Raw genomic sequence first — 25,706 nt, 5'->3', positions numbered from 1 at the left:
TGGCGGCGTGGGTGTCGGCGACGGCCGTCGACGGCGAAGTGATTCTGGCTCGCTTGATCACAGTGTCCCCTGGTCGGGAGAGTGGAAACGACGGTGCAGGTCGCCCCTGCACCGTTGACGAGAGTCAAGACAGCACGCTATCGCGTGAGAGCGGGTCCGGGAGCCACTCGAAACCCGGTCAATGACTCTTCGCAGGTGACCGGCGTGAGCCAGGCGCCGTTCGAGTGAACCCCCGTTCGGCCCTACGCGTAGAACCGGGAAACGCTCTGCAGTACCGCCGCCGGCTTCGTCCCGCCCTCGATCTCGATCGTGCCGTCGACGGTGATCTGAGCGCCGCCGGGCACCTCCTCCACCTCGGCGAGCCTGCCGACCAGCCGTATGCGCGAGCCGACCTTGACCGGCGAGGGGAAACGCACCTTGTTCAGGCCGTAGTTGACCTTCGTGGTGACGCCCTGGACGTCCAGCAGCTCGGTGAAGAGGGGGATGAAGAGGGAGAGGGTGAGATAGCCGTGCGCGATGGGGGCGCCGAACGGCCCCTCGGCCGCCTTCTGCGGGTCCACGTGGATCCACTGGTGGTCGCCCGTGGCGTCGGCGAACGTGTTGATGCGCTCCTGGGTGATCTCGATCCACTCGCTGGTGCCGAGGTCGCCGCCCGCGAGCTTCTTCAGTTCGTCGAGGCCGTTCACGGTGATGCTCATGGGGTTCCTTAACTCTTGCCGTAGCGGGTACGGACACGGGACTTGAGGAGTTTTCCTGAGGCGGTGCGCGGGAGTTCGTCCGCGAGCACCACCGATTTCGGGATCTTGTACTTGGCGAGCCGGCCGGAGAGGGACGCGAGGATCTCGTCCGGATCGAGCGCGGCGCCCGCGCGCGGCACGACGACCGCGCGCGGCACCTCGCCCCACTTGTCGTCCGGCACCCCGATCACCGCGCACTCGACGATGTCCGGGTGGGCGAGGAGCAGGTCCTCGATCTCGGCGGGGTAGATGTTCTCGCCGCCCGAGATGATCATGTCCTTGATGCGGTCGACGATGAAGACGTACCCGTCCTCGTCGACCCGGGCCGCGTCCCCGCTGCGGAACCAGCCGTCGGCGAAGGAGGCGGCCGTCTCCTCGGGCAGGCCCCAGTAGCCGGGCATGACATGGGGGCCGTGGACCACGACCTCGCCGGTCTCGCCGACGTCGGCCGGAGTGAGGTCGGGCCGTACTACCCGTACGTCGCTGAAGAAGTGCGGCACCCCCGCCGACCCCGCCTTGCTCACGGCGTGCTCGGCGTCCAGGAACAGCGTCCCGGGCGAGGCCTCCGTCATGCCGTAGCCCTGGAGGAAGGTGAGTCCCCGCTGCTGGTAGGCGGCGATCATCGGCGTCGGCACCGGGGAGCCACCGCACGTGAGGATCCTGAGCGAGGACAGGTCCGCCTCTGCCCAGCGCGGGTGCCGGGCCACCTGCTCGAACATCGTCGGCACCCCGAACATGAAGGTGATCCGGTGCCGTTCGATCAGGTCGAAGGTGGCGTTCGGGTCGAAGGCCTCGACCAGGACGCAGGTGCCGCCCTTCAGCAGGACCGGCAGGGTGAGCATGTTCAGGCCCGCCGTGTGGAACAACGGCGCGGAGACCAGGGCGCGTTCGTCGGCGATCAGGTCGTGGTCGACGAGGACGTTGATCGCGTTCCAGGTCAGGTTGCCGTGGGTGAGCATCGCGCCCTTGGGGCGGCCGGTCGTCCCCGAGGTGTACATGATGATGCAGGTGTCGTCGGGACCGACCGGCTGGTCGATGGGCTCCTCGGGGGCCTCGGCGAGCGCCTCCTCGTATTCGGCTCCGACCTCGATGTACGCCCGTACGTCGGTGCTGCCCGGCAGCCCGGCGACGAGTCCGGCGTGCGAGGGGCCGTAGACGAGGGCCTTCGCTCCGGAGTCGGCGAGCTGGTATGCGATCTCGGGGCCGGCGAGGCGGGTGTTGAGCGGGACGAAGACCGCGCCGAGCGTGCCGGCCGCGAACAGGGTCTCCAGGTAGGAGGGGTGGTTCGGGCCGAGGTAGGCGATGCGGTCGCCGCGGCGCACGCCCCGGTCGCGCAGGGCGTGGGCGAGGCGGGTGGTGCGGGTGTACAGGGTGCGGTAGTCGGTCGACTTCTCGCCGTGGATCAGGGCGGTGCGGTGGGGGGTCTTGCGGGCCCGGCGTGCGGGCCACGACCCCAGTCCCTCGTTGCGCATGTCACGCCCCTTATGTCTTCGTCAGCCCGAGCAGGCGGGCGGCGTTCTCCTTGAGGATCTTCGGCTTGACCTCGTCCTTGATCGACAGCTTCTCGAAGTCGGCGAGCCAGCGGTCCGGGGTGAGGACGGGGAAGTCGGAGCCGAAGAGCACCTTGTCCTTCAGCAGTGTGTTGGCGTACTGCACGAGCTGCGGCGGGAAGTACTTGGGCGACCAGCCGGACAGGTCGATGTGCACGCCGGGCTTGTGGGTGGCGACGGCGAGCGCCTCGTCCTGCCAGGGGAAGGACGGATGCGCCAGGATGATCTTCAGATGCGGGAAGTCGGCCGCGACGTCGTCCACGTGGAGGGGGTTGGAGTACTTGAGGCGGATGCCGCCCCCGCCCGGGACTCCGGCGCCGATGCCCGTCTGGCCCGTGTGGAAGAGGGCGATCGTGCCCGTCTCCTCGATGACCTCGTAGAGGTCGTAGGCCACCGAGCGGTCGTTGGGGAAGAAGCCCTGGATGCTGGGGTGGAACTTGAAGCCCTTCACCCCGTACTCCTCGACCAGACGCCGGGCCTGCCGTACGCCCGCCTTCCCCCGGAAGGGGTCGATGGAGGCGAAGGGGATGAGGACGTCGGCGTTGGCGGCCGCGGCCTCGGCGACCTCCTCGTTCGGGACCGGCGGTGTGCCGGTCGCGGACTCGGCGTCGACCGTGAAGATCACGGCGGCCATCTTCCGCTCGCGGTAGTAGGCGGCGGTCTCCTCCAGCGTCGGCTTGCGCTTGCCCTCGACCTTGAAGTAGGCGGAGGAGGCGTCGTGCAGGTCGTCGTCCAGGGAGGAGTGGCCCTTGGAGGAGACCTCCGCGTGGGTGTGGACGTCGATCGCGACGAGGTCGTCGGGGTTCATGGACGCAGCCATCACGCCTCCGGGAACTTGGGCGCCGGGATGCCGACCGACTGGAGCTCGGCGCCGACCGAGGTGGGCCAGACGTCGGCCAGGGTGGCGGGGGTCCAGCCGCCGTCGGCGTAGGCCGCCGCGACCTCCTGCGGATGCGACCAGAGTGCCACCTTGTCGCCGCCGATGCCGATGGCCTGGCCGGTGATGCCACGGGCGGCCTCGGAGGCGAGGAAGGGGACGAGGGCGGCGCAGTCCTCGGGGGTGCCGAAGCCCTCGCCCTTGCGGAGGAAGTCCGGGAGCGGCTCGCCGTTCTTCATCGCCTCGATGTACGGGGCGAAGGCGGGGATGGTCTCGGTCATCGCGGTCGCGGCGACCGGCACGATGGCGTTGACGGTGATGCCCGCGCGGCCGAGCTCCATCGACCAGGTGCGGGCCATGGCGGCGATGCCGGCCTTGGCGGCGGCGTAGTTCGTCTGGCCGAAGTTGCCGCGCTGGCCGGCCGGGGAGCCGACCAGGATCAGGCTGCCGCCCTCACCCTGCTCGCGCATGCGGACGGCGGCGGCTCGGGCGCAGGTGAAGGTGCCCTTGAGGTGAGTGGTGAGCACCGCGTCGAAGTCCTCGTCGGTCATCTTCCACAGCACCTTGTCGCGCAGGATGCCCGCGTTGGTGACCAGGATGTCGAGCCGTCCGAACTCCTCGACCGCGCGGTTCACCAGCCGGTCCGCCGCCTCGGTCGTGCCGACCGGGACGACTTCGGCGACGGCGGTGCCGCCGGCCTCGGCGATGGACTTCACGGCCGCCTCGGCCACGGCCTCGTCGACGTCGTTGACGACCACGGAGGCGCCGTGGGCGGCCAGGGCGTGGGCGTAGGCGAGGCCGAGGCCCCGGCCGCTGCCGGTGACGACGGCGGCCTTGCCGGTGAGATCGATGCTGGGCACGGGAGGGTCCCTTCGACGTGGAGTGCGGCTACGCGATCGAAGTTAAGAGCAATAATTGTTGCCGTCAATAGTTGTTGGTGACCTTCGGGTGCGCCATGCTGGAATCTGCACAGAGAAACCCCCACCACAGGGGCCGAGACCAGGGAGTCCGCCATCGCCCGCCAGCACGCCACGAACCCGGCACCCATCGACGCGAACGAACCGTGGATGCGCGGACTGCACGCGGACACGGGTTACCTGCTGTACCGCCTGGGCCTGCGCTCGGGCCAGCTGTTCAACACGTTCCTGCAGGAGTCGGGACTGCGCCTGCGCCACTACGCGGTACTGCGCTTCCTCGTGACGTCCGACGGGGCGCTCCAGCGCGAGCTGAGCGCGCAGCTCGGCTACGACCCGAGCGCGATCGTCGGCCTGGTCGACGACCTGGAGAAGCTGGGCTTCGCCGAGCGCCGCCCCTCCCCCGACGACCGCCGCAGCCGGATCGTCGTCCTCACCGCCGAGGGCCGCGCCTTCCTGCGGGACACCGACGAGGCCGGGCTGCGGGTGACGAACGACCTCCTGGGCCCGCTGGACCCGGCCGAACGGGAGACCCTGCACGGTCTGCTCCTGCGGATCGTGGAGGACCGGCCGAGCTAATGTTGTGCAACTTATTGACGGCTGCACGATGACTGCCTAACTTCACCGGGGCATCGGCACCGGCCCCAGGGAGCTCAACGTGCAGCCATCCCCTCCGTCCGCCCGTCAACCGTCCCCCGACACCCGCCAGTTGCGCCGCGTCGCCCTCTCCGGGCTGCTCGGCACGGCGGTCGAGTTCTACGACTTCCTCGTGTACGGCACGGTCGCCGCGCTCGTCTTCGGCGATCTGTTCTTCCCCCGGGCCGACCCCGCGGTCGGCACCATCGCCGCCTTCGGCACCTTCGCCGCGGGCTATCTGGCCCGCCCGCTGGGCGGCATCGTCTTCGGCCACTTCGGCGACCGGATCGGCCGCAAGTCGATGATGCTGCTGACCATGGTCCTGATGGGCTGCGGCAGCTTCCTCATCGGCCTCCTGCCCACCTACGACGCGATCGGCGTGTGGGCGCCCGTCCTCCTCGTGACCCTGCGCGTGGTGCAGGGCCTCGCGATCGGCGGCGAGTGGGGCGGCGCGACCCTCATGGTCGTCGAGCACGCCGAGCGCACCCAGGGTGCCCGGCGCGGCCTGTGGTCCAGCTTCACCCAACTCGGCGCCCCGCTCGGCTCGGTACTGTCGGCCGGCGTGGTCACGCTGGTCTCCGCCCTGCCCGACGACGAGTTCCGCGCCTGGGGCTGGCGGGTGCCGTTCCTGCTGAGCATCGTGCTGCTGGCCGTCGGCCTGTTCGTGCGCCTCAAGGTCGCCGAGAGCCCGCTGTTCGCGCAGGCCAAGCACGAGCCGAAGCCGGACAGGCCGCCGGTCGTGGAGGTGCTGCGGCGGCCCAAGCCCGTGCTGCTCGCCGCCTGTGTCGGCATCGGCGCGTTCACCGCCCAGTCGCTGCTGACCGGATTCATGATCTCGTACGCGGTCGACCACGGGTACACCCGTCCGCAGGTGCTCACCGCCGTGACCATCGCCTCCTGCGTGGCCCTGGTGGTCCTGCCCGCCGCGTCCGCGCTCTCCGACCGGGTCGGCCGCCGCCCGGTGGTCCTGGCCGGCGCCGTCGCCTCGGCCGCGCTCGCCTTCCCCGTGCTGGCGCTGGTCGACTCCGGCTCCCCCGGGCTGCTGATCCTCGCCCTCGCCCTCGGGCACGGCGTCGCCCAGTCCACGATGTACGGCCCGCTCGGGGCGCTGCTCAGCGAGATGTTCGGCACCCGGGTCCGCTACACCGGCGCCTCGCTCGGCTACCAGGCGGCCACCCTGCTCGGCGCCGGGTTCTCGCCGCTGATCGCCAGCAGCCTCCTCGCCTCGTCCGGCGGCAGCAGTACGCCCGTCTCCCTCCTGCTGTGCGGCGGCGCGGCGATCACCGCGCTCACCGTGTGGCGGCTGCGCGAGACGCACGCCGACACGCTGGACGCCCCCGGCTCCCCCGCCCACACCCCCACACCGGAAGGGACGCTCCGTTGAGATTCCGCACCCGCATCGCCTTACTGACCGTGGCTGCCGTGTGCGCGGCCACCGCGACCGCGCTCCCCGCACAGGCGGCGACCGACACCCACCTGGAGGGCAAACTCCCTTCTGGCGCCGCGTACTTGATGGACGTACCCGCCGACTGGAACGGCACCGTGCTCCTCTTCAGCCACGGCTACCGCCCCGCAGGCTCGCCCAGCCCCGGCGAGGACTCCCCCGACTCCACCACCCGCGACAAGCTCCTGGCCGAGGGATACGCACTGATCGGCTCCTCGTACGCCACGAACGGCTGGGCGGTGACGGATGCCGTGCCCGACCAGCTCGCCACCCTCGACCTGTTCACGGAGAAGTTCGGCACGGCCGGGCGGACGCTCGCCTGGGGCCGGTCGTACGGCGGCCTCGTCACGACGGCCCTCGCCGAGCGGCACGCCGACCGCTTCGACGGATCGCTGTCGATGTGCGGGCTGGTGCAGGGCGGGGTGGCCAACTGGAACAGCACCCTGGACCCGGTCTTCGCCCTGAAGACCCTGCTCGCGCCGGGCGCGGACATCCCGCTCACCGGGTTCGCCGACCAGGCGGCCGCGGTCGCCGCAGCGAACACGCTCGCCTCGAAGACCAGCGCGGCCCAGCAGACCCCCGAGGGCCGCGCCCGCATCGCCCTCGCCGCCGCGCTGCACAACATCCCGGGCTACAACGACGCCACGCAGACCAAGCCGGAGCCGACCGACTGGCAGACCCAGCAGGCCAACCAGTACACGGCCGTCACCGGGCTCATCCTGAGGCCCGCGTTCAGCTGGCGGCAGGAGGCGGAGAGCCGGGCCGGGGGCAACATGTCCTGGAACACCGGGGTCGACTACACCGCGATGCTCGCCCGCTCCCCGCTGTACAAAGAGGTGACCGAGCTCTACAAGGAGGCGGGACTGTCCTTGCGTACCGACCTCACCGCCCTGAACCGTGCACCCCGGATCTCGGCCGACCCCGCGGCCGTAGGGTGGATGCGGCACACCAGCGCCTTCTCGGGCCGGCTCGCCGACCCCCAGCTGAACATCCACACGACCGGCGACGCACTGATCCCCGTCCAGGCCGAGAGCGCCTACCGGCGCGCCGCCACCGGGGCGGGCTCCGGCGCCCTGCTCAGCCAGGCCTACGTCGACGCCCCCGGCCACTGCACGTTCACCCCGGGCGAGATGCTCGGCGCCCTGCACACCCTGGAGCACCGGCTGGACACGGGCCGCTGGGACGCCTCGCCGCAAGCCCTCAACTCCCGTGCCCGGCAGGAGGATTCGACGACGGAGGCGCGCTATGTGACCTACCGGCCCACCACCTACCCCCGCCCGTACGACCTGGCCCATCCGGGAGACGCCCGGCCATGACCACCCGCTCCGCGCCCGACCGGCTGCTGTCCGTACTCGGGGCCTTCGACCTCGAGCATCCGGCGTTGTCCCTGACGGACATCAGCCGGCGGGCCGGGCTGAGCCTGACCACCGCGCACCGGCTCGTGGCCGCCCTCACCGAGTGGGGCGCCCTGGAGCGGGACGAGGCCGGGCTCTACCACGTCGGGCTGCGGCTGTGGGAGGTGGCGGCCCTCGCGCCGCGCGGGCTCGGGCTGCGGCAGATCGCGCTGCCGTATCTGGAGGACCTGTACGAGGCGACCCACGAGAACGTGCAGCTGGCGGTCCGGGACGGGCCCGAGGTCGTCTACATCGAGTGGCTGTCGGGGCGGTCGGCGGTCGGCGTGCACATCCGGGTCGGAGCGCGCTGGCCGCTGCACGCCACCGGGGTGGGGCTGGCGCTGCTCGCGCACAGTGACCCCGGGTTCCAGGAGGAGTACTGCGCCGGGCCGCTCGCCTCCTTCACGCCGTACACCGTCACCGAGCCCGCCCGGCTGCGCCGCGTCCTGGCCGACGTACGCCGCACGGGAGTGGCGGTCAGCAGCCGCCAGGTCACCGACGACGCCCTGTCGGTGGCCGCACCGGTGCGCGGCCCGGGCGGGTCGGTGATCGCCGCCGTCTCCGTCGTCGTACCCCAGGCCGACGCACAGGTACCGGCGCTGGTGCCGGCGGTACGGCTCGCGGCACGCGGGATCTCGCGGGGGCTGGGGTGGCAGCCGGAGAAGGAGGCGTAAGGGCTCGCGGGCAGGCCGGGGGCCGGGTGCGGCGGCCTCGACGACGGAGAGGACACGGAGAGGACGTCGTGGCCATGGCGGCCGACCGCGGATCAGGCAGCACCTCGCGAGCGCCGGTACCACGCGGCCGACCGGCGGCTAGAGGCGGACGGTCATCTCCACGGCCACCTCGTCGCCGGACCCGAGACCCTGCGGCGCCCGTACCGCGTTCTTGAGCGGCAGCAGGTAGCCCCCGTCCTTGGGAAAGAGCGACGTCTCGAAGGCGACCTCGCCGACCCGGGCCTCGACCGGGATCACACCCCAGCCGTAGGTGGCCATCGCGGCCACTTCCCGAATGTCGGCGGACTCCTCGTCCGGCACTCGGACGAAGTAGTACGGCGCCGGCCCGCGCCATTCGATCACTGAGCCGGTGAAGGCGAGTTCCATAGGGTCTGGGCCTCTTCTCTCTGCCGAATCTCTCTCCCGAGCCATCCTCACAGGAGTCCCGTATTCATAGGGTGAACTCCCCTGTGACGGAAGGGTTTTCTCTGCTTCACCTCTTGACGACCGGAGATACGGGGAGCACATTGGCGGCACTTTGAGAGCGCTCTCAAGCACCTCTCACAGGCTCTCGAAGGCACCCGCACCCCACTTCCCCGTACACCGAGAGGCAGCACCCCCCATGAGTGATCCCTCCGGCATACACCGCAGACGACGCCCCATCAGGCGCGTGCTCGTCGCCATGCTCGGCACGCTCGGGCTTGCGGCGGCCGCCGCCACCGTCGTCGTCCCGTCTGCGAACGCCTCCGCGCCCACGCCCCCGTCGGGCTGGACGCAGGTCTTCCTCGACGACTTCACCGGCACCGCCGGCACCGGCGTCAACACCTCCAACTGGCAGTACGCGACCGGCACTTCGTATCCGGGCGGCCCCGCCAACTGGGGGACCGGCGAGGTCGAGACGATGACGAACAGCACGAACAACGTCGCGCTCGACGGCAACGGCAACCTCCGTATCACCCCGCTGCGCGACTCCGCGGGGCGCTGGACGTCGGGCCGCATCGAGACCAACCGCACCGACTTCCAGCCCCCGTCCGGCGGCAAGCTGCGCGTCGAGGCCCGCCTGCAGATGCCCAATGTCACCGGCACCGCCGCCGAGGGCTACTGGCCGGCGTTCTGGATGCTGGGCGCGCCGTACCGCGGCAACTACCAGAACTGGCCGAGCGTCGGCGAGCTGGACATCATGGAGAACGTCCAGGGCCGCAACACCGTGTGGGCCACGATGCACTGCGGGACCAACCCGGGCGGCCCGTGCAACGAGACCACCGGCCTCGGCAACTCCACGGCGTGTCCCGGCTCGACGTGCCAGTCGGCCTTCCACACCTACACCATGGAATGGGACCGCTCGGTGAGCCCCGAGACGATCCGCTTCTACGTCGACGGCACCCAGTTCCACTCGGTCAACGCGAGCCAGGTGGACGCCACGACCTGGTCCAACGCCACCAACCACGGCTTCTTCATCATCCTGAACGTGGCGATGGGCGGTGCCTTCCCGGACGCCTTCGGCGGCGGCCTGGACGGCGACACGCGGTCCGGCGTGCCGATGGTCGTGGACTACGTCCAGGTGCTGTCGGCCAGTGGGAGCGGTACCACACCCCCGCCGACGGGCAACCGTGACGCCTACAGCGCCATCCAGGCCGAGTCGTACGACGGCCAGAGCGGCGCGAGCACCGAGTCCACGTCGGATTCGGGCGGCGGACAGAACATCGGCTCCCTCGCGAACGGCGACTGGGCGCTGTACAAGGGCGTCAACTTCGGCTCCACCGCGGCCACTCAGTTCGTCGGCCGGGTGGCGAGCGGCGCGACGAGCGGCGTCAGCGGGCTGGTCGAAGTGCGCCTGGACAGCCGTGGCAACGCACCCGTCGGCAGCTTCTCGGTGGCCAACACCGGTGGGTGGCAGTCGTGGCGGACCATCCCGGCGAACATCAGCGGGGTGACCGGCACGCACGACGTGTATCTCACCTTCACCAGCGGTCAGCCGTCGGACTTCGTGAACGTGAACTGGTTCAACTTCGGCCGCTGACAGCTCGGTTGCCGATGCCCTGCGAGCCCCCCTCCGGCCTCGCAGGGCATCGGCCTGTCAGCCCTGACTGGGAGCGAATCCCCTTTGTGATCCAGAATGATTGGATGGTCACGCTTGTAACTCCCCGTTTGATCCTGCGTCGCTGGCGCGAGGAAGACGTTGCGCCCATGGCTGCCGTCAATGCCGACCCCGAGGTCATGCGGTGGATCCGTGACGGCAGCGTCCGTGACGAACAGCAGACTCGCAGCGGGATCCAGGCATGGGAGAGCGAGTGGGAGTCACAGGGCTTCGGCCTGTTCGCCGTGGAGATCCGGTCCACTGGCGAGCTGGCCGGGTTCACCGGCCTTTCGGTGCCCGCCTTCTTGCCGGAGGTACTGCCGGCGGTTGAGGTCGGCTGGCGGCTGGGACGTTCCTACTGGGGGCAGGGCTTGGCCACCGAGGCCGCTGCGGCCGCTGTACGGTTCGCGTTCGAAGAGCGAGGACTGGAGCGGATCGTCAGCATCACTCAGGTGGGCAACGAGGCCTCCGAACGGATCATGACCAAACTGGGGATGCATCCGGTCCGTGAGACCGTCAATCCCACCTGCGGTCGGCGAGTACGGGTATACGAGTTGTCGTCGGACCAGTACCGCCCATTGCCGGACTATCGGTGACGGTTGGTGGGTCAGGTTCGCGGGACGTCGAGCGGCAGATCTCGGTGGAAGACGGCCATGGCCTGGCCGGGGCCGTTGTAGTCGTCGACGATCTTCGCGTCGAAGCCGAGGCTGCGATGGAAGGCGATCGATCCGGTGTTCCCGACTGACGTGATCGCCTTCAACTTCCGTGCACCGTGACGTTCCGCTGCTTCAGCGAACGCCGTGTACAGACGACGCCCGAGACCGGTGCCACAGGCATCGTCCCGCGTGGCGATCAGATGCACGTACCCGGTGCCGTGTGGGGTGACGAACCCGAAGATGTACCCGCGGATTCCGTCCTCGGCCCGGGCAACCAAGCAGGTGGAGCCGAACTCCTGCACCAGGGCCAGAAGATGCAGCGACCGAAGGTCGCGTTCGCCCCAGTAACGGGAGTGGTCGGCCAGGACCTGGTGGAAGTCGGCCACCGCGGCCGGTGCGATGTGTATCCCCATGGCTGCCCCTTCGTGGCGCTGTCAGCGCAGGTCCGCTCGGAATGATGCCGGCGTCACGTCCGTGTGCTGGTGGAAGAACTTGGAGAAGTTCGCCGCGTCGGGGAACCCTACGGCCGCGCCCACCCGGCCGATCGGCATGTCCGTGTGGGCCAGGAGCCGCTTCGCCTCCAGGATCACGCGTCGGTCGATGAAGCCCTTGGGCGTCTGACCGGTGGCGGCACGGACCGCGCGGACGAGGGTACGGCGGGAGTAGCCGAGTTGGTCGGCGTAGGCGCTGACGCTGTGGTTGGTGGCGAAGCCCCTCTCCACGGCCTCCCGGAAGAGCGTGAAGGTCGTGTCGGCCTGTTGGCGCGCGGCTTCCGCCGAGCTCGCGGCAAGGTGGGCCAGGCGCAGCAGGAATGCCGTCAGCGAGTGGCGCAGTACCGCGGTGTGCAGGCTCAGCGGGAGGGTCGTGGTGTCCTCGTACTCGCGCTGGAGTTGGGCGAGGGCCGAGCGCAGCGCGGTGAGTTGGGCATCGTCGGGGTGCAGCAGGGGTGGCAGGTCGTAGCGGTAGAGGCCGGTGGCCTCGACCGTGGCGCGGGGCAGGAAGCCCGGCTGCATGGTCAAGACGGTGCCCCGGTAGTCGCCGGCCCGTGAGAAGCGGTGGACCTGGCCGGGGCGGATCCACAGCAGGTCGCCGGCGTTCGCCTCGTGCTCGGCGAAGTCGATCATGTGGCGTACGGGGCCCTCGCTGAAGAGCATCACCACGTGGAAGTCGATGCGGTGCACGCGCTCCAGTGGCGCCTCGTCGACGTGCCAGGTGTGGTCGGTGCTGCCCATCGGGCCGACCTGTATGCCGACGCCGCCGACGCTCAGCTCGACGGGGAAGGGGAACGTCCTGATCCCTCCGTCGCCGCCTTCGACCCTTGTGTCCACCATGTCCGTCTCGTGCCGCCTCAGTTGCGCGCCGCCCCTGCTCAGCCGTGCGCTGCGCCCGCGGCGGTGTCCCACTTTCACCACAGCCTGACACACACCGACCTTCCCTCGTAAAAGTCAGACTTTTACTTTTGAACGCGTTGGACCAGCCACTTCGCTCCGATCGAGGATTTTTTGAAGATGAGCACGCAGACACCGGACAGCTTCGAATGGACCGAACTCGACCGGCGTGCCGTCGACACGGCCCGCCTCCTGGCGGCCGATGCCGTACAGAAGGTCGGTAACGGCCACCCCGGCACCGCGATGAGCCTCGCGCCGGCCGCCTACACGATCTTTCAGAAGGTGATGCGGCACGACCCGGCCGACCCCGAGTGGACCGGCCGTGACCGCTTCGTCCTCTCCCCCGGCCACACCTCGCTGACCCTCTACACCCAGCTGTTCCTCGCCGGGTACGAGCTGGAGCTCGACGACCTCAAGGCCTTCCGGACGCACGGTTCGAAGACGCCGGGTCACCCCGAGTACGGGCACACGGCCGGGGTCGAGACGACGACCGGCCCGCTGGGCCAGGGCGTCGCCAACGCCGTCGGCATGGCGATGGCCGCCCGTTACGAGCGCGGCCTGTTCGACCCCGAGGCACCCGAGGGCGAGTCCCCCTTCGACCACACCATCTGGGCGATCGTCTCCGACGGCGACCTGCAGGAGGGCGTCTCCGCCGAGGCCTCCTCGCTCGCCGGCCACCAGAAGCTCGGCAACCTGGTCTTCCTCTACGACGACAACCACATCTCCATCGAGGGCGACACCGCGACCGCCTTCTCCGAGGACGTGCTGGGGCGGTACGAGGCGTACGGCTGGCATGTGCAGCGGATCGAGCCCGCGCTCGGCGGCGACATCGACGTCCACGCGCTGTACGCGGCGCTCAAGGCGGCGCAGGCCGAGACCGAGCGCCCCTCGATCATCGCGATGCGCACGATCATCGCCTGGCCGGCCCCCAACGCCCAGAACACCGAGGCCTCCCACGGCTCCGCCCTCGGCGCCGACGAGATCGCCGCCACCAAGCGCCTCCTCGGCTTCGACCCCGAGCAGTCCTTCGAGGTCACCGACGAGGTCCTCGCCCACACCCGGCGCGCCCTCGACCGGGGCGCCGAGGCCCACGCGGCCTGGGACAAGCGGATCGACAAGTGGCGCGGCGCCCACGCGGAGCGCGCCCAGCTGTTCGACCGGATCGTCGCCGGGCAGCTGCCCGAGGGCTGGGAGGACGCGCTGCCCGTCTTCGAGGAGGGCAAGTCGGTCGCCACCCGCGCCGCCTCCGGCAAGGTCCTCCAGGCGCTGGGCGCGGTCGTCCCCGAGCTGTGGGGCGGCTCGGCCGACCTGGCCGGTTCCAACAACACCACCATCGACAAGACGAGTTCGTTCCTGCCGAAGGGCAACCCGCTGCCGGAGGCGGACCCGTACGGGCGCACCATCCACTTCGGCATCCGCGAGTTCTCGATGGCCGCGGAGATGAACGGCATCGCCCTGCACGGCAACACCCGTGTCTACGGCGGCACGTTCCTGGTGTTCTCCGACTACATGCGCAACGCGGTCCGCATGTCCGCGCTGATGCAGCTGCCGGTGACGTACGTCTGGACGCACGACTCCATCGGCCTCGGCGAGGACGGCCCGACCCACCAGCCGGTCGAGCACCTGGCCTCGCTGCGCGCGATCCCCGGCCTGAACATCGTCCGCCCCGCCGACGCCAACGAGACCGCGGTCGCCTGGGCCGAGATCCTCAAGCGGCACTCCACCAACCCGGCCCCGCACGGCCTCGCGCTCAGCCGCCAGGGTGTGCCGACGCTGCCGGTCAACCCGGATGCGGCGAAGGGCGGTTACGTCCTTGAGGAGTCCTCCGGCGAGACGCCCGAGGTGATCCTCGTCGCCACCGGCTCCGAGGTCCAGCTCGCCGTCGCCGCGCGGGAGCGGTTGGAGGCCGACGGGATCGGTACCCGTGTCGTGTCGATGCCGTCCGTGGAGTGGTTCGAGGAGCAGCCGCGCGAGTACCGCGAGAGCGTCCTGCCGCCGGCCGTGAAGGCGCGGGTCGCGGTCGAGGCCGGCATCGGTCTGACCTGGTACCGGTTCGTCGGAGACGCGGGACGCATCGTCTCCCTGGAGCACTTCGGTGCCTCCGCCGACGCCAAGACCCTGTTCGCCGAGTACGGCTTCACCGCCGAGAACGTCGCCGCCGCAGCCCGGGCTGCATTGAATTCGACTACGGGCCTCGCTGCCACGCGTGGTTGATCCAGCCGCCAGAAAGAAGTTGATCACTGTGACCACCGAAGCAACCGCCACCGCGGGCACCCTCAAGCGCCTCTCCGACGAGGGCGTCTCGATCTGGCTGGACGACCTGTCGCGCAAGCGCATCGAGTCGGGCAACCTCGCCGAGTTGATCGCGCACAAGAACGTCGTCGGCGTCACCACCAACCCGTCCATCTTCCAGGCCGCCATCGGCTCCGGCGAGGGCTACGAGGAGCAGCTCGCCGACCTCGCGGTGCGGGGCGTCACGGTCGACGAGGCCGTACGCATGATGACCACCGCCGACGTGCGGGCCGCCGCCGACATCCTGCGGCCGGTGTACGACGCCACCGACGGCCGCGACGGCCGGGTCTCCATCGAGGTCGACCCGCGCCTCGCCCACCACACGGCGGCCACCATCGCCGAGGCCAAGCAGCTCGCCTGGCTGGTCGACCGCCCCAACGTGATGATCAAGATCCCGGCGACCAAGGCCGGCCTGCCCGCCATCACCGAGGTCATCGCCCAGGGCATCAGCGTCAACGTCACGCTGATCTTCTCCCTGGAGCGCTACCGCGAGGTGATGGACGCCTACCTGGCGGGTCTGGAGCAGGCCGCCGCGAAGGGCCTGGACCTGTCCGTCATCCACTCCGTGGCGTCCTTCTTCGTCTCCCGCGTCGACTCCGAGATCGACAAGCGGCTGACGTCGATCGGCACGGACGCGGCCCTCGCGCTCAAGGGCAGGGCCGCGCTCGCCAACGCCCGCCTCGCCTACGAGGCATACGAGGACGTCTTCGTGGGTGACCGCTGGACCGCCCTCGCCGGCGCCAAGGCCAACAAGCAGCGCCCGCTGTGGGCCTCCACCGGCGTGAAGGACCCGGCGTACAAGTCCACCCTGTACGTGGACGAGCTGGTCGCGCCGGGCACGGTCAACACGATGCCCGAAGCCACGCTCGACGCCACCGCCGACCACGGCGAGATCACCGGCGACACGGTCACCGGCGGCTACGCGCAGGCCCGCGCCGACCTTGCCGCCGTGGCGGCGCTGGGGATCTCGTACGACGAGGTCGTCATCCAGTTGGAGGACGAGGGCGTCGCCAAGTTCGAGGTGGCGTGGCAGGACCTGTTGGACGCCGTCAAGAAGTCGCTCGGCAGCAAGGGAGCTGACGCAGAATGACCCCCGACTGGGACAACCCCCTGCGCGACGCACGCGACCGCCGTCTGCCCCGGATCGCGGGCCCGTCCGGGCTCGTCATCTTCGGTGTCACCGGCGACCTGTCCCGCAAGAAGCTGATGCCGGCCGTGTACGACCTCGCCAACCGCGGCATGCTGCCGCCGGGCTTCTCCCTCGTCGGGTTCGCCCGCCGGGACTGGGAGGACCAGGACTTCGCGCAGGTCGTGCACGACTCGGTGCGCGAGCACGCCCGTACGGAGTTCCGCGAGGAGGTCTGGCAGCAGCTCGCCGAGGGCATGCGGTTCATCCCGGGTGCCTTCGACGACGACGAGGCGTTCAAGCAGCTGCGCCAGACGGTCGACGAGCTGGACGCGGCGCGCGGTACGAGCGGCAACTACGCCTTCTACCTCTCCGTACCGCCGAAGTTCTTCCCCAACGTCGTGCAGCAGCTGAAGAAGCACGGCCTGGCGGAGGCCCCCGAGGGATCCTGGCGGCGGGCGGTCATCGAGAAGCCGTTCGGCCGCGACCTCGCGAGCGCCCGTGAGCTGAACGAGATCGTGCACGACGTGTTCGACCCGGAGCAGGTCTTCCGGATCGACCACTACCTGGGCAAGGAGACCGTCCAGAACATCCTGGCGCTGCGGTTCGCCAACCAGATGTTCGAGCCGATCTGGAACCGGTCGTACGTGGACCACGTGCAGATCACGATGGCCGAGGACATCGGCATCGGCGGCCGGGCGGGCTACTACGACGGCATCGGCTCGGCCCGTGACGTCATCCAGAACCACCTCCTGCAGCTGATGGCGCTGACCGCCATGGAGGAGCCGGCCGCCTTCGACGCCGGGTCGCTGCTCACCGAGAAGCTGAAGGTGCTCAAGGCGGTGAAGCTGCCGGAGGAGCTGGGCAAGCACACCGTGCGCGGGCAGTACGCGGCGAGCTGGCAGGGCGGCGAGCAGGTCGTCGGGTACCTCCAGGAGGACGGTATCGACGCGCGGTCGAAGACCGACACGTACGCCGCGATCAAGCTGAACGTCGACAACCGGCGCTGGGCGGGCGTGCCGTTCTACCTGCGCACCGGCAAGCGGCTCGGCCGCCGGGTCACCGAGATCGCGGTCGTCTTCCAGCGGGCGCCGCACTCCCCCTTCGACTCCACCGCCACCGAGGAGCTCGGCCAGAACGCGATCGTCATCCGCGTCCAGCCGGACGAGGGCGTGACGGTGCGGTTCGGCTCCAAGGTGCCGGGCACCTCGATGGAGATCCGGGACGTGACGATGGACTTCGCCTACGGCGAGTCGTTCACGGAGTCCAGCCCGGAGGCGTACGAGCGGCTCATCCTGGATGTCCTCCTCGGGGACGCCAATTTGTTCCCCCGTCACCAGGAAGTGGAAGAGTCCTGGAAGATCCTCGACCCGATCGAGGAGTACTGGGACACCCACGGCAAGCCGGCGCAGTACGCGTCCGGGAGCTGGGGACCCGAGGAAGCCGACGAGATGCTCGCACGAGACGGACGGAGCTGGCGCAGGCCATGAAGATCGACCTGACCGACACCACGGCAAGCAAGATCAACAAGGCGCTGGTGCAGGGCCGCCGCGCGATCGGCACGCCGGCCGTGGGCATGGTCCTGACGATGGTGATCGTCACGGACGAGGAGAACGCCTACGACTCGATCAAGGCGGCCGAGGAGGCCTCGCACGAGCACCCCGCGCGCACCCTGGTCGTGATCAAGCGGCACGCCCGCACCCCGCGCGACCGCACCCGCTCGCACCTCGACGCGGAGGTCCGGGTGGGCGCCGACGCCGGCACCGGCGAGACGGTCGTGCTGCGCATGTACGGCGAGGTGTCCGAGCACGCCGACTCGGTGGTGCTGCCGCTGCTGCTGCCGGACGCGCCGGTCGTCGTGTGGTGGCCGGTGGAGGCGCCGGAGAACCCCGCGAAGGATCCGCTGGGCGCGCTGGCCCAGCGCCGGATCACCGATCTGTACACCACCGAGACCCCGCTGGCGGACCTGGAGCTGCGCGCCCGCTCCTACGCGCCCGGCGACACCGATCTCGCCTGGACCCGGCTCACCCCGTGGCGCTCGATGCTCGCCGCGGCCCTGGACCAGGCCCGGGTGCCGATCGTCTCGGCGGCCGTGGAGGCCGAGGCCGACAACCCGGCCGCCGAGCTGCTGGCCCGCTGGCTGGAGGCCCGCCTGCACGTCACCGCCGAGCGGGTCGTCACCGCCGGACCGGTCGTCACCGGCGTGCGGCTCGGCACCGAGAACGGCGAGATCGTCATCGACCGTCCCGAGGGCCCGCTGGCCACGCTGACCCTGCCGGACCAGCCCTCGCGCACCCTCGCGCTGAAGGTCCGCACCACCTCCGAACTCATCGCCGAGGAGCTCAGGCGCCTCGACGCGGACGAGATGTACGCCATCGCCCTGCGGGGCGAGGCCACCAAGGAGACCCCCGACCATGTCTGACCCACTGTCCGACTCCCCCCGGCTCACCCGGCGCCCCGAGTGGGTGGCCCTGGAGGACCACCGCGCGGACACGCTGCAGCGCCCTCGGCTGCGTGAGCTGTTCGCGGCCGATCCCGCCCGCGCGCAGCGTTACGTCGTGCGCGTCGGCGATCTGCGCATCGACTACTCCAAGCACCTGGTCAACGACGAGACGCTCGCCCTGCTGCAGGAGCTGGCCACCGCCACCGACGTGTTCGGGCTGCGGGACGCGATGTTCCGGGGCGAGAAGATCAACGTCACCGAGGACCGGGCGGTGCTGCACACCGCCCTGCGTGCCCCGGCCGACGCGGTGATCGAGGTCGACGGCGAGAACGTCGTCCCCAAGGTGCACGCGGTGCTCGACCAGATGGGCGCGTTCGCGAACCGCGTCCGCTCCGGCGAGTGGACCGGCCACACGGGCCGCCGTATCCGCAACGTCGTCAACATCGGCATCGGCGGCTCCGATCTCGGTCCCGCCATGGCGTACGAGGCTCTTCGCCCGTTCACGGCACGGGAGTTGACGTTCCGGTTCGTCTCCAACGTCGACGGCGCCGACCTCCACGAGGCGGTCCGGGACCTGGATCCGGCGGAGACTCTGTTCATCGTCGCGTCCAAGACGTTCACCACGATCGAGACGATCACCAATGCCACGTCGGCCCGTTCCTGGCTGCTGGCCGGGCTGGGCGGCGAGGACAAGGCGGTCGCCAAGCACTTCGTGGCGCTGTCGACCAACGCCGAGAAGGTGGCGGACTTCGGCATCGACCCGGACAACATGTTCGAGTTCTGGGACTGGGTCGGCGGCCGCTACTCGTACGACTCGGCGATCGGCCTGTCCCTGATGATCGCCATCGGCCCGGACCGCTTCCGGGAGATGCTCGACGGCTTCCGCATCGTCGACGAGCACTTCAAGAGCGCGCCGGCCGAGGCCAACGCCCCCCTGATCATGGGCCTGTTGGGCATCTGGTACGGCAATTTCTTCGGCGCCGAGTCCCATGCGGTGCTGCCGTACTCGCACTACCTGTCGAAGTTCACGGCGTATCTGCAGCAGCTGGACATGGAGTCCAACGGCAAGTCGGTCGACCGTGACGGCCATGTCGTGGGCTGGGAGACCGGTCCGGTGGTGTGGGGTACGCCCGGCACCAACGGGCAGCACGCCTACTACCAGTTGATCCACCAGGGCACCCGGCTGATCCCGGCCGACCTGATCGGCTTCGCCCGGCCGGTCGCCGAGCTCAGTGACGAACTCAAGGCGCAGCACGACCTGTTGATGGCGAACCTCTTCGCCCAGGGCCAGGCGCTCGCCTTCGGCAAGACGGCGGACGAGGTGCGCGCGGAGGGTGTCCCGGAGCATCAGGTCGTCCACCGCACATTCCAGGGCAACCACCCCACCACCACGATCCTCGCCCCCGAGCTGACCCCGTCGGTCCTCGGGCAGCTGGTCGCCCTCTACGAGCACAAGGTGTTCGTCCAGGGCGCCGTCTGGAACATCGACTCCTTCGACCAGTGGGGCGTGGAGCTGGGCAAGGTCCTCGCCAAGCGGGTCGAGCCCGCGCTGACCGAGGGCGCCCACGTCCCCGGCCTCGACGCCTCCACCGCCGCTCTCGTGGCCGCCTACCGTGATCTCAAGGAAGTGAACTGACATGACAGCCATGCAGTTGGGCCTCATCGGCCTCGGCAAGATGGGCGGCAACATGCGCGAGCGGATCCGCCGCGCCGGCCACACCGTCATCGGCTACGACCGCAACCCCGAGGTCTCCGACGTCAAGAGCCTCGAAGAACTGGTCCGCCAGCTCGACGCGCCGCGCACCGTCTGGGTGATGGTCCCGGCCGGCACCGCCACCCAGACCGTCATCGACGAACTCAAGGACCTGCTGTCCCCGGGTGACACGGTGGTCGACGGCGGCAACTCCCGCTGGACCGACGACGAGAAGCACGCCGCCGAGCTCGGCATCAAGGGCATCGGCTTCGTCGACGCGGGCGTCTCCGGCGGCGTGTGGGGCCTGCAGAACGGCTACGCGCTGATGGTCGGCGGCGACAAGGAACACGTGGAGCGCCTGGAGCCGATCTTCGAGGCGCTCAAGCCGGAGGGACCGTACGGCTATGTCCATGCCGGCCGCGTCGGTGCGGGGCACTTCTCGAAGATGGTCCACAACGGCATCGAGTACGCCATGATGCAGGCCTACGCCGAGGGCTGGGAGCTGCTGGAGAAGGTCAACTCGGTGGACAACGTCCGCGAGGTCTTCCGCTCCTGGCAGGAGGGCACGGTCATCCGCTCCTGGCTGCTGGACCTCGCGGTGAACGCCCTCGACGAGGACGAGCACCTGCAGAAGCTGCGCGGTTACGCGGAGGACTCCGGTGAGGGCCGGTGGACCGTCGAGGCGGCCATCGACAACGCCGTGCCGCTGCCCGCGATCACGGCCTCGCTCTTCGCTCGGTTCGCGTCCCGCCAGGACGACTCCCCGCAGATGAAGATGATCGCGGCGCTGCGCAACCAGTTCGGCGGCCACGCCGTCGAGTCGAAGTAGCCGACCGTGGGGGATCTCCTGCTGGTCCGCCACGGTGAGACGGAGTGGAGCAGGTCGGGCCAGCACACCAGCTGGACCGACCTGCCCCTCACCCAGGCCGGTGAGGAACAGGCCAAGTCCCTCGCCCCGCTCCTCACCGGCCGGACCTTCTCCCTGGCGCTCACCAGCCCGCTGAGCCGCGCCGTGCGCACCGCCGAACTGGCGGGCGTGAGCGGGGCCGTACCGGAACCGGACCTGCACGAGTGGGACTACGGCGGCTACGAGGGTGTCACCACCGTCGACATCCACCGCTCCCGTCCCGACTGGTACCTGTGGACCGACGGAGTGCCGCGCGGACCGGACGGTCACCCCGGTGAGTCACCGGCCGAGGTGGGGGCGCGTGCCGACCGGGTGCTCGCCCGGGTGGACGTGGCGCTGCTCGACGGCGATGTCGTCCTCGTGGCCCACGGTCACTTCCTGCGCGTCCTGACGGCCCGCCGGCTGGGGCTGGCACCGGCGGACGGGCGGCTGTTCCAGCTGGCGACGGGCACGGTGAGCCGCTTGTCGACGGAGCACGGCCGCCCGGTGATCGCGGAGTGGAACGTCAGGTCCTAGAGAACGAAGGGCTGTCCATCTGGCCGTAGTGCAGCCTCGAGTTGACAGGTTCGGCGGCCGGCGTCAGAGTCCCGGCTGATGGAGATCAACGATCTGACGCCGGCCGAACTGCGGGTGTGGCAGGCCTTCGCCACGGCCACGGAGGTGGACTTCCGTGAGGGCACCGAACCGGAAGGGGCACCCGAACGCACCCTTCGTGCCGGGGTGTTGCGGACCTTGCTGCTCAACGGCCCCAGGGAACCCGGGGAGATCGCGGCCCTCAAGGTCAGAGGCGCGCGCATCACCGGTCCGCTGGACCTGAGGTATGCGACGGTCGACAGCGTCATCCACCTCACCCACTGCCGCTTCGAGCACGCGCCGGACTTCGTCGGTGCCCAGCTGCGCTACCTCAGCCTGCGGGATTCCGAGCTGCCCGGCCTCTCGGTGACGCGTGCCCGGATCGACGGGAGCCTGCGGCTGACACGCTGCCGGTTCGACGGGGCCGTCCGCGTCGACGGCGCTCAGATCGCGGGCGCCCTCTTCCTCGATCAGGCGGACATCACTGTCGGCGACACCGCGCAGACCGCCCTCCAGCTCAACCAGGTGTCCGTCGACGACGACCTGTGCGCGCATCACCTGCGCGCACGGGGGCGGATCCGGCTGGACGGCGCCACCGTGGCGGGCTCGCTCGACCTGGAGGACGCGGAGCTGCACAACCCCGGCGGCAACGTCATCGACGCGGAGGCCCTCGACGTGGGCGCCAACGTGCTGGGCCGACGGCTGCGCGCCCATGGCCGCATCGACATGCGCGGCGCCCGCATACCGGGGCGGTTCGACCTGCTGTACAGCCGGCTGTCCAACCCCGGCGGCACCGCGATGCGGGCGAGCAGCTGCGTCATCGGCGAGGTGTGGCTGCGCAAGGGCCCGCCGGTCGAGGGCATGCTCAACCTGCGCCGCTCCCAGATAGAACACCTCAACCTGGAGCCGGAGATGCTGCCGGACCAGGTCCGTCTCCTCGACCTCACCTACACCTCCCTGACCCCGCACGAGCCGCCGGAGCGCCGGCTGCCCATGCTGGAGCGGGACGAGGACACCTTCGACCCGCACGGGTACGAGCAGTTGACCGCCGCCTACCGCCGCACCGGCGACGACCACGCCGCCCGCCTCGTCCAGCTCGCCAAGCAGCGCCGCCACCACACGACCCTGCCCTGGTACGGCCGCCTGTGGGGCCACGTCCAGGACGCCACCGTCGGCTACGGCTTCCGGCCGATGCGCGCCCTGGGCTGGCTGCTGTCCCTGCTCGCCGTCGGCTCGGTCGCCTTCGCGGTGGACGCGCCCCCACCGCTGAAGGCGGACGAGGCACCACACTTCAACCCGGTGTTCTACACGCTCGACCTGCTGCTGCCGGTGATCTCCTTCGGACAGGAATCCGCGTTCGCCCCGCAGGGCGGGCAGCAGTGGCTGTCGTACATCCTGGTCCTCACCGGCTGGATCCTGGCCACGACGGTCATCGCCGGCGTGACCCGGACCGTCAGCCGCCAGTAGGCCGGTTCACCGGCCGGGGCTGAGAACGTGCTGGGCGGCAAGCCGCACCGGCGCGTTCTGGGCGCCGTAACCCCGGTAGCCGTCCCGCTGCACGAGCTCGAAGAAGACACGGCCGACCGTCACCGTGTAGCAGTGCCGGAACTCGCCGCACGCGTCACGGTCGTAGAGGATGCCCAGCTCGCGATACGTCTCCAGCTCGCCGTCCGCGAACTCGTACCGTGCTCCGAGGTCGTCGTAGTAGTTGGCGGGGATCGGCAGCAGGCGACCGCCCGCCTCCCGGTAGCGCCGGGCCGCGGCGACCACGTCGTCCGTGGCCAGCGCGATGTGCTGGGCGTGCACGGTGTCGTCGGTCGGTGCCGCGCCGACGCTCAGGGCGATACGGACGCTGCCGTCGTGGTTGGTGACGGCGCGGCTGCGCATCAGGCCGTAGGGGTCGGCGACGTCGACGCTCTCCTGGGCGTCCAGGCCGAGGACGCTGCGGTGGAAGAGGGTCGCCTCGTCGTAGTGGTGCCAGGGCTGGGTGAGGGCGAGATGGTCGATGCGGTGCACGCCGGCCGGCCCTGCCTCGTGCTCGACATCCCTGAAGTCGGCCCGCCAGTCGGGCAGTTCGGGACGGTTCGTGGCGCAGAAGAAGAGTTCCGTGCCGTCGGGCGCCGCGACCGCGTCCAGCGGGGCGTCCTCCAGGGCGCGGCGGCGGGGCAGGACGGGGGCCAGGAGGGCCTCGGCGCGGCGGGCGGCGCCGGCCGGGTCGGGTGACTCCAGGCCGATGGCGGCGAGTCCGGTGCCGTCGCGACGGGCCGAGCCGCCGGTGTTCACCAGGACGCGGGCCTCGCCCAGCTCCCAGAGGTCGACGGGTTTGCTGCGGTGCCGTGCGGTGCGGGCGAAGCCCAGGGCGCCGAGTACGGCCGAGACCGGTGCGGCGTCGGGGGTGACCAGTTCGGCGAAGGCGACGCCGCTGGGGACGACGGCGGCGGGCGGGGTGGCCAGGCCGACCGTCTCCTTCAGGACCAGCAGCGAGCGGTGGGCGTCCACGGCCGTCGGGCCGGCCTCGGCCTGGCGGAAGACGTCGTTGAAGACCTCCAGGGAGAGGGGGCCGTCGTATCCCGTGCGCAGGACGTGGCGTACCAGTCCGGCGACGTCGAAGCCGCCCTGTCCGGGGAAGCAGCGGTAGTGGCGGCTCCACTGCAGGACGTCCATCGCGAGCAGTGGGGCGTCCGCCAGCTGGAGGAAGAAGATCTTCTCGCCGGGGATGTCCGCAATGCCTTTGGGGTCGGAGCCGCGGGAGAGGATGTGGAAGCTGTCCAGGCAGGTGCCGAGCGCGGGGTGGGCGGCGGCCTCGACGATGCGCCAGGCGTGGTCGTACGTGCTGACGTTACGTCCCCAGGCGAGCGCCTCGTAGGCGACGCGGACGCCGAATTCCTGGGCCAGGTCGGCGAGTTGGGACAGGTGCTCGGCGGCGAGCGCGTCGTCGTCCACCGCCAGGGGGTGGACGCTGGAGCAGACGAGGACGGTGTCGGCGCCGAGCCGCCCCATCAGCTCGAACTTGTGCCGGGCGCGGCGCAGATTGCGGGCGAACTCCTCGGCGGGCACCGCCTCGATGTCCCGCATCGGCTGGTAGAGGTCGACGGTGAGGCCGAGGTCGGCGCAGCGGCCGCGGATCTCCTCGGGGGTGAGCGGGCTGGCCAGCAGGTCGTTCTCGAAGATCTCCACACCGTCGAAGCCGGCCCGGGAGGCGGCCGTGAGCTTCTCGGTGAGGGATCCGCTGAGGGAGACGGTGGCGATGGACGTACGCATGCCGGTACCTCTTCCTACTTCTTCCTGCCTGTCCTACCTCGGGGTTCCTACGGGACCCGCCAGTTCGGCGATGTCCGCGAGCATCCGCGCGCTGTCGGGCTCGCGCCCGGTGAACAGGCGGAACGCGTCCACGGCCTGGAAGACCGCCATGCCGCCGCCGTCCAAAGTGGCGCAGCCGATCGCGCGGGCGGTGCGGAGCAGCTCTGTCTCCAGCGGGCGGTAGACGACCTCGGCGACCCACAGCCCCGGGTGGAGCAGCTCGGCCGAAAGGGGCAGGCCGGGGTGGGCGGCCATGCCGGTGGGGGTGGCGTGCACGAGGCCGTCGGCGTGGCTCATGAGCCCGGGCAGCGCGTCGAGAGCGGCGCCGACCGCGCGGCCGGCGCCGAAGTGCCGGTTCAGGGAGGCGGCGAGATCGGCGGCCCGGTCGGCCAGTGCGTCGACCACGGTGACCCGCTCGGCGCCGAGCGTCAGCATGGCGTGCGCGACGGCCGCGCCCGCGCCCCCCGCGCCCAGCTGCACGACCCGCTCCAGCGGCACGTCGGGCAGCCCGCGCGCGAAGGAGGCGGCGAAGCCGGTGACGTCCGTGTTGTGGCCGACGGCCCGGCCGCCCTCGAAGACGACGGTGTTGACCGCGCCCAGCGCCTCGGCCTGGGGGGCGAGCGCGTCCAGGTGCCCGATGACGAGCTGCTTGCACGGGTGCGTGATGTTGAGCCCGTCGAAGCCCAGGTCCCGGGCGGCCCGCACCAGGTCGCCCACCGCCTCGGGCGCGGCGCCGAGCGCGTCGATGTCGATGAGCCGGTACAGATAGCGCAGACCCTGCCGGTCGGCCTCCCGCTCGTGCAGGGCCGGGCTGAGCGACGGGCCGATGCCGGAACCGATCAGCCCGACGAGATACGAGTCCTTGGCGTCCTTGGCCACCGGTGGGACCTCCTGAGCGGCTCACTAATGTACGAACTGGTGAGTTAGTCATAGCAGGAGGTGCGGGCGCTTGGGAAGGCCTGGCCCCGCACGCGAGGTGAGGCGCC

The 25,706-nt window shown here is 70.5% G+C and carries 23 protein-coding genes; 14 read left to right on the top strand and 9 right to left on the bottom strand.

From position 1 onward, the window contains the following. Nucleotides 1–242 precede the first annotated feature (242 nt). Genes PBV52_RS41405 through PBV52_RS41390 form a run of 4 tightly spaced genes read right to left on the bottom strand, consistent with a single transcriptional unit; the run spans nucleotide 243 to nucleotide 4,024 of the window. A complete protein-coding gene (locus tag PBV52_RS41405) occupies nucleotides 243–698 on the bottom strand; it encodes a MaoC family dehydratase (RefSeq protein ID WP_274246048.1) in 456 nt (151 codons plus the stop codon). An 8-nt stretch (nucleotides 699–706) separates the two neighbouring features. Beyond that, nucleotides 707–2,209 carry a long-chain fatty acid--CoA ligase gene (locus tag PBV52_RS41400; protein WP_274246046.1) on the bottom strand — a complete coding sequence of 501 codons (1,503 nt, stop codon included), beginning with the start codon at nucleotides 2,207–2,209 and terminating at the stop codon, nucleotides 707–709. A 10-nt stretch (nucleotides 2,210–2,219) separates the two neighbouring features. Then, nucleotides 2,220–3,095, bottom strand: a complete 876-nt coding sequence (locus PBV52_RS41395; RefSeq protein WP_274249892.1) for an amidohydrolase family protein — start codon at nucleotides 3,093–3,095, stop codon at nucleotides 2,220–2,222. 11 nt (nucleotides 3,096–3,106) lie between these two features. Continuing rightward, nucleotides 3,107–4,024: an SDR family NAD(P)-dependent oxidoreductase gene (locus tag PBV52_RS41390; RefSeq protein WP_274246044.1), complete on the bottom strand. Its 918-nt coding sequence runs from the start codon at nucleotides 4,022–4,024 to the stop codon at nucleotides 3,107–3,109. A gap of 207 nt (nucleotides 4,025–4,231) precedes the next feature. Between PBV52_RS41390 and PBV52_RS41385 the strand changes: the two genes are divergently transcribed. The 4 genes from PBV52_RS41385 (at nucleotide 4,232) to PBV52_RS41370 (ending at nucleotide 8,226) form a co-directional block, all read left to right on the top strand. Continuing rightward, a complete protein-coding gene (locus PBV52_RS41385; RefSeq protein ID WP_274246043.1) occupies nucleotides 4,232–4,657 on the top strand; it encodes a MarR family winged helix-turn-helix transcriptional regulator in 426 nt (141 codons plus the stop codon). A gap of 79 nt (nucleotides 4,658–4,736) precedes the next feature. Further along, on the top strand, nucleotides 4,737–6,098 hold the full coding sequence (locus PBV52_RS41380) for an MFS transporter (RefSeq protein WP_274246041.1): 1,362 nt from the start codon (nucleotides 4,737–4,739) through the stop codon (nucleotides 6,096–6,098). Beyond that, a complete protein-coding gene (locus PBV52_RS41375) occupies nucleotides 6,095–7,474 on the top strand; it encodes a prolyl oligopeptidase family serine peptidase (protein WP_274246038.1) in 1,380 nt (459 codons plus the stop codon). The genes PBV52_RS41380 and PBV52_RS41375 overlap by 4 nt, the downstream gene beginning before the upstream one ends. Then, nucleotides 7,471–8,226, top strand: a complete 756-nt coding sequence (locus tag PBV52_RS41370) for an IclR family transcriptional regulator (protein WP_274246036.1) — start codon at nucleotides 7,471–7,473, stop codon at nucleotides 8,224–8,226. The genes PBV52_RS41375 and PBV52_RS41370 overlap by 4 nt, the downstream gene beginning before the upstream one ends. Nucleotides 8,227–8,364: 138 nt before the next feature. Here the strand turns inward: PBV52_RS41370 and PBV52_RS41365 are convergent, their stop codons facing one another. Beyond that, nucleotides 8,365–8,652, bottom strand: a complete 288-nt coding sequence (locus PBV52_RS41365) for a DUF1905 domain-containing protein (protein ID WP_274246034.1) — start codon at nucleotides 8,650–8,652, stop codon at nucleotides 8,365–8,367. 235 nt (nucleotides 8,653–8,887) lie between these two features. Between PBV52_RS41365 and PBV52_RS41360 the strand changes: the two genes are divergently transcribed. Together PBV52_RS41360 and PBV52_RS41355 are read left to right on the top strand one after the other, a co-directional pair. Further along, nucleotides 8,888–10,285 carry a glycoside hydrolase family 16 protein gene (locus tag PBV52_RS41360; protein ID WP_274246032.1) on the top strand — a complete coding sequence of 466 codons (1,398 nt, stop codon included), beginning with the start codon at nucleotides 8,888–8,890 and terminating at the stop codon, nucleotides 10,283–10,285. Between the two features lie 104 nt (nucleotides 10,286–10,389). Continuing rightward, nucleotides 10,390–10,938, top strand: coding sequence for a GNAT family N-acetyltransferase (locus PBV52_RS41355; protein ID WP_274246031.1), 549 nt, complete (start codon nucleotides 10,390–10,392; stop codon nucleotides 10,936–10,938). Nucleotides 10,939–10,949: 11 nt separating this feature from the next. Here the strand turns inward: PBV52_RS41355 and PBV52_RS41350 are convergent, their stop codons facing one another. Both PBV52_RS41350 and PBV52_RS41345 read right to left on the bottom strand, forming a co-directional pair. Then, a complete protein-coding gene (locus PBV52_RS41350) occupies nucleotides 10,950–11,411 on the bottom strand; it encodes a GNAT family N-acetyltransferase (protein ID WP_274246029.1) in 462 nt (153 codons plus the stop codon). 21 nt (nucleotides 11,412–11,432) lie between these two features. Continuing rightward, on the bottom strand, nucleotides 11,433–12,329 hold the full coding sequence (locus tag PBV52_RS41345) for an AraC family transcriptional regulator (RefSeq protein ID WP_274246026.1): 897 nt from the start codon (nucleotides 12,327–12,329) through the stop codon (nucleotides 11,433–11,435). Between the two features lie 177 nt (nucleotides 12,330–12,506). On the opposite strand from PBV52_RS41345, the gene tkt reads away from it, so the two are divergent. From tkt to PBV52_RS41305, 8 genes are all read left to right on the top strand, one after another. Further along, nucleotides 12,507–14,600 carry a transketolase gene (tkt, locus tag PBV52_RS41340; RefSeq protein WP_274246024.1) on the top strand — a complete coding sequence of 698 codons (2,094 nt, stop codon included), beginning with the start codon at nucleotides 12,507–12,509 and terminating at the stop codon, nucleotides 14,598–14,600. A 19-nt stretch (nucleotides 14,601–14,619) separates the two neighbouring features. After that, nucleotides 14,620–15,768 (top strand): transaldolase, encoded by a 1,149-nt coding sequence (gene tal, locus PBV52_RS41335; protein WP_274246021.1) that lies wholly within the window; start codon nucleotides 14,620–14,622, stop codon nucleotides 15,766–15,768. Further along, the gene (zwf, locus tag PBV52_RS41330) at nucleotides 15,765–17,294 is read left to right on the top strand and encodes a glucose-6-phosphate dehydrogenase (RefSeq protein ID WP_274246019.1); all 1,530 of its coding nucleotides are present in this window, start codon (nucleotides 15,765–15,767) and stop codon (nucleotides 17,292–17,294) included. Before tal ends, zwf begins: the two co-directional genes overlap by 4 nt. Next, a complete protein-coding gene (opcA, locus tag PBV52_RS41325) occupies nucleotides 17,291–18,226 on the top strand; it encodes a glucose-6-phosphate dehydrogenase assembly protein OpcA (protein ID WP_274246018.1) in 936 nt (311 codons plus the stop codon). The genes zwf and opcA overlap by 4 nt, the downstream gene beginning before the upstream one ends. A gap of 4 nt (nucleotides 18,227–18,230) precedes the next feature. Next, a complete protein-coding gene (gene pgi / locus PBV52_RS41320) occupies nucleotides 18,231–19,883 on the top strand; it encodes a glucose-6-phosphate isomerase (protein WP_274249890.1) in 1,653 nt (550 codons plus the stop codon). 10 nt (nucleotides 19,884–19,893) lie between these two features. Continuing rightward, nucleotides 19,894–20,769 (top strand): phosphogluconate dehydrogenase (NAD(+)-dependent, decarboxylating), encoded by an 876-nt coding sequence (gene gnd / locus PBV52_RS41315; protein WP_274249887.1) that lies wholly within the window; start codon nucleotides 19,894–19,896, stop codon nucleotides 20,767–20,769. A gap of 6 nt (nucleotides 20,770–20,775) precedes the next feature. Next, nucleotides 20,776–21,363: a histidine phosphatase family protein gene (locus PBV52_RS41310; protein WP_274246015.1), complete on the top strand. Its 588-nt coding sequence runs from the start codon at nucleotides 20,776–20,778 to the stop codon at nucleotides 21,361–21,363. A 78-nt stretch (nucleotides 21,364–21,441) separates the two neighbouring features. Beyond that, the gene (locus tag PBV52_RS41305) at nucleotides 21,442–22,887 is read left to right on the top strand and encodes a membrane-associated oxidoreductase (protein ID WP_274246013.1); all 1,446 of its coding nucleotides are present in this window, start codon (nucleotides 21,442–21,444) and stop codon (nucleotides 22,885–22,887) included. A 6-nt stretch (nucleotides 22,888–22,893) separates the two neighbouring features. Here the strand turns inward: PBV52_RS41305 and PBV52_RS41300 are convergent, their stop codons facing one another. After that, entirely contained in the window at nucleotides 22,894–24,681 is a 1,788-nt protein-coding gene (locus PBV52_RS41300; RefSeq protein WP_274246011.1) for a bifunctional sugar phosphate isomerase/epimerase/4-hydroxyphenylpyruvate dioxygenase family protein, read from the bottom strand. Nucleotides 24,682–24,714: 33 nt separating this feature from the next. Beyond that, entirely contained in the window at nucleotides 24,715–25,599 is an 885-nt protein-coding gene (locus PBV52_RS41295) for a shikimate dehydrogenase (RefSeq protein ID WP_274246009.1), read from the bottom strand. Nucleotides 25,600–25,706 lie beyond the last annotated feature (107 nt).

The organism is Streptomyces sp. T12, from assembly GCF_028736035.1.
In the GTDB taxonomy this organism is placed as follows: domain Bacteria; phylum Actinomycetota; class Actinomycetes; order Streptomycetales; family Streptomycetaceae; genus Streptomyces.
Note: the sequence above shows the minus strand (reverse complement) of the source record. Positions and strands in the feature narration are given on the sequence as shown.

Bases quoted from the DNA above. Each gene is read 5' to 3' on its own strand.
- gnd (WP_274249887.1), top strand. From the start codon at position 19,894: ATGCAGTTGGGCCTCATCGGCCTCGGCAAGATGGGCGGCAACATGCGC.
- PBV52_RS41360 (WP_274246032.1), top strand. From the start codon at position 8,888: ATGAGTGATCCCTCCGGCATACACCGCAGACGACGCCCCATCAGGCGC.
- PBV52_RS41370 (WP_274246036.1), top strand. From the start codon at position 7,471: ATGACCACCCGCTCCGCGCCCGACCGGCTGCTGTCCGTACTCGGGGCC.
- PBV52_RS41355 (WP_274246031.1), top strand. From the start codon at position 10,390: ATGGTCACGCTTGTAACTCCCCGTTTGATCCTGCGTCGCTGGCGCGAG.
- PBV52_RS41345 (WP_274246026.1), bottom strand. From the start codon at position 12,329: ATGGTGGACACAAGGGTCGAAGGCGGCGACGGAGGGATCAGGACGTTC.
- opcA (WP_274246018.1), top strand. From the start codon at position 17,291: ATGAAGATCGACCTGACCGACACCACGGCAAGCAAGATCAACAAGGCG.
- PBV52_RS41405 (WP_274246048.1), bottom strand. From the start codon at position 698: ATGAGCATCACCGTGAACGGCCTCGACGAACTGAAGAAGCTCGCGGGC.
- PBV52_RS41385 (WP_274246043.1), top strand. From the start codon at position 4,232: ATGCGCGGACTGCACGCGGACACGGGTTACCTGCTGTACCGCCTGGGC.
- PBV52_RS41305 (WP_274246013.1), top strand. From the start codon at position 21,442: ATGGAGATCAACGATCTGACGCCGGCCGAACTGCGGGTGTGGCAGGCC.
- PBV52_RS41400 (WP_274246046.1), bottom strand. From the start codon at position 2,209: ATGCGCAACGAGGGACTGGGGTCGTGGCCCGCACGCCGGGCCCGCAAG.
- PBV52_RS41365 (WP_274246034.1), bottom strand. From the start codon at position 8,652: ATGGAACTCGCCTTCACCGGCTCAGTGATCGAATGGCGCGGGCCGGCG.
- PBV52_RS41350 (WP_274246029.1), bottom strand. From the start codon at position 11,411: ATGGGGATACACATCGCACCGGCCGCGGTGGCCGACTTCCACCAGGTC.
- zwf (WP_274246019.1), top strand. From the start codon at position 15,765: ATGACCCCCGACTGGGACAACCCCCTGCGCGACGCACGCGACCGCCGT.
- tkt (WP_274246024.1), top strand. From the start codon at position 12,507: ATGAGCACGCAGACACCGGACAGCTTCGAATGGACCGAACTCGACCGG.
- PBV52_RS41300 (WP_274246011.1), bottom strand. From the start codon at position 24,681: ATGCGTACGTCCATCGCCACCGTCTCCCTCAGCGGATCCCTCACCGAG.
- PBV52_RS41395 (WP_274249892.1), bottom strand. From the start codon at position 3,095: ATGAACCCCGACGACCTCGTCGCGATCGACGTCCACACCCACGCGGAG.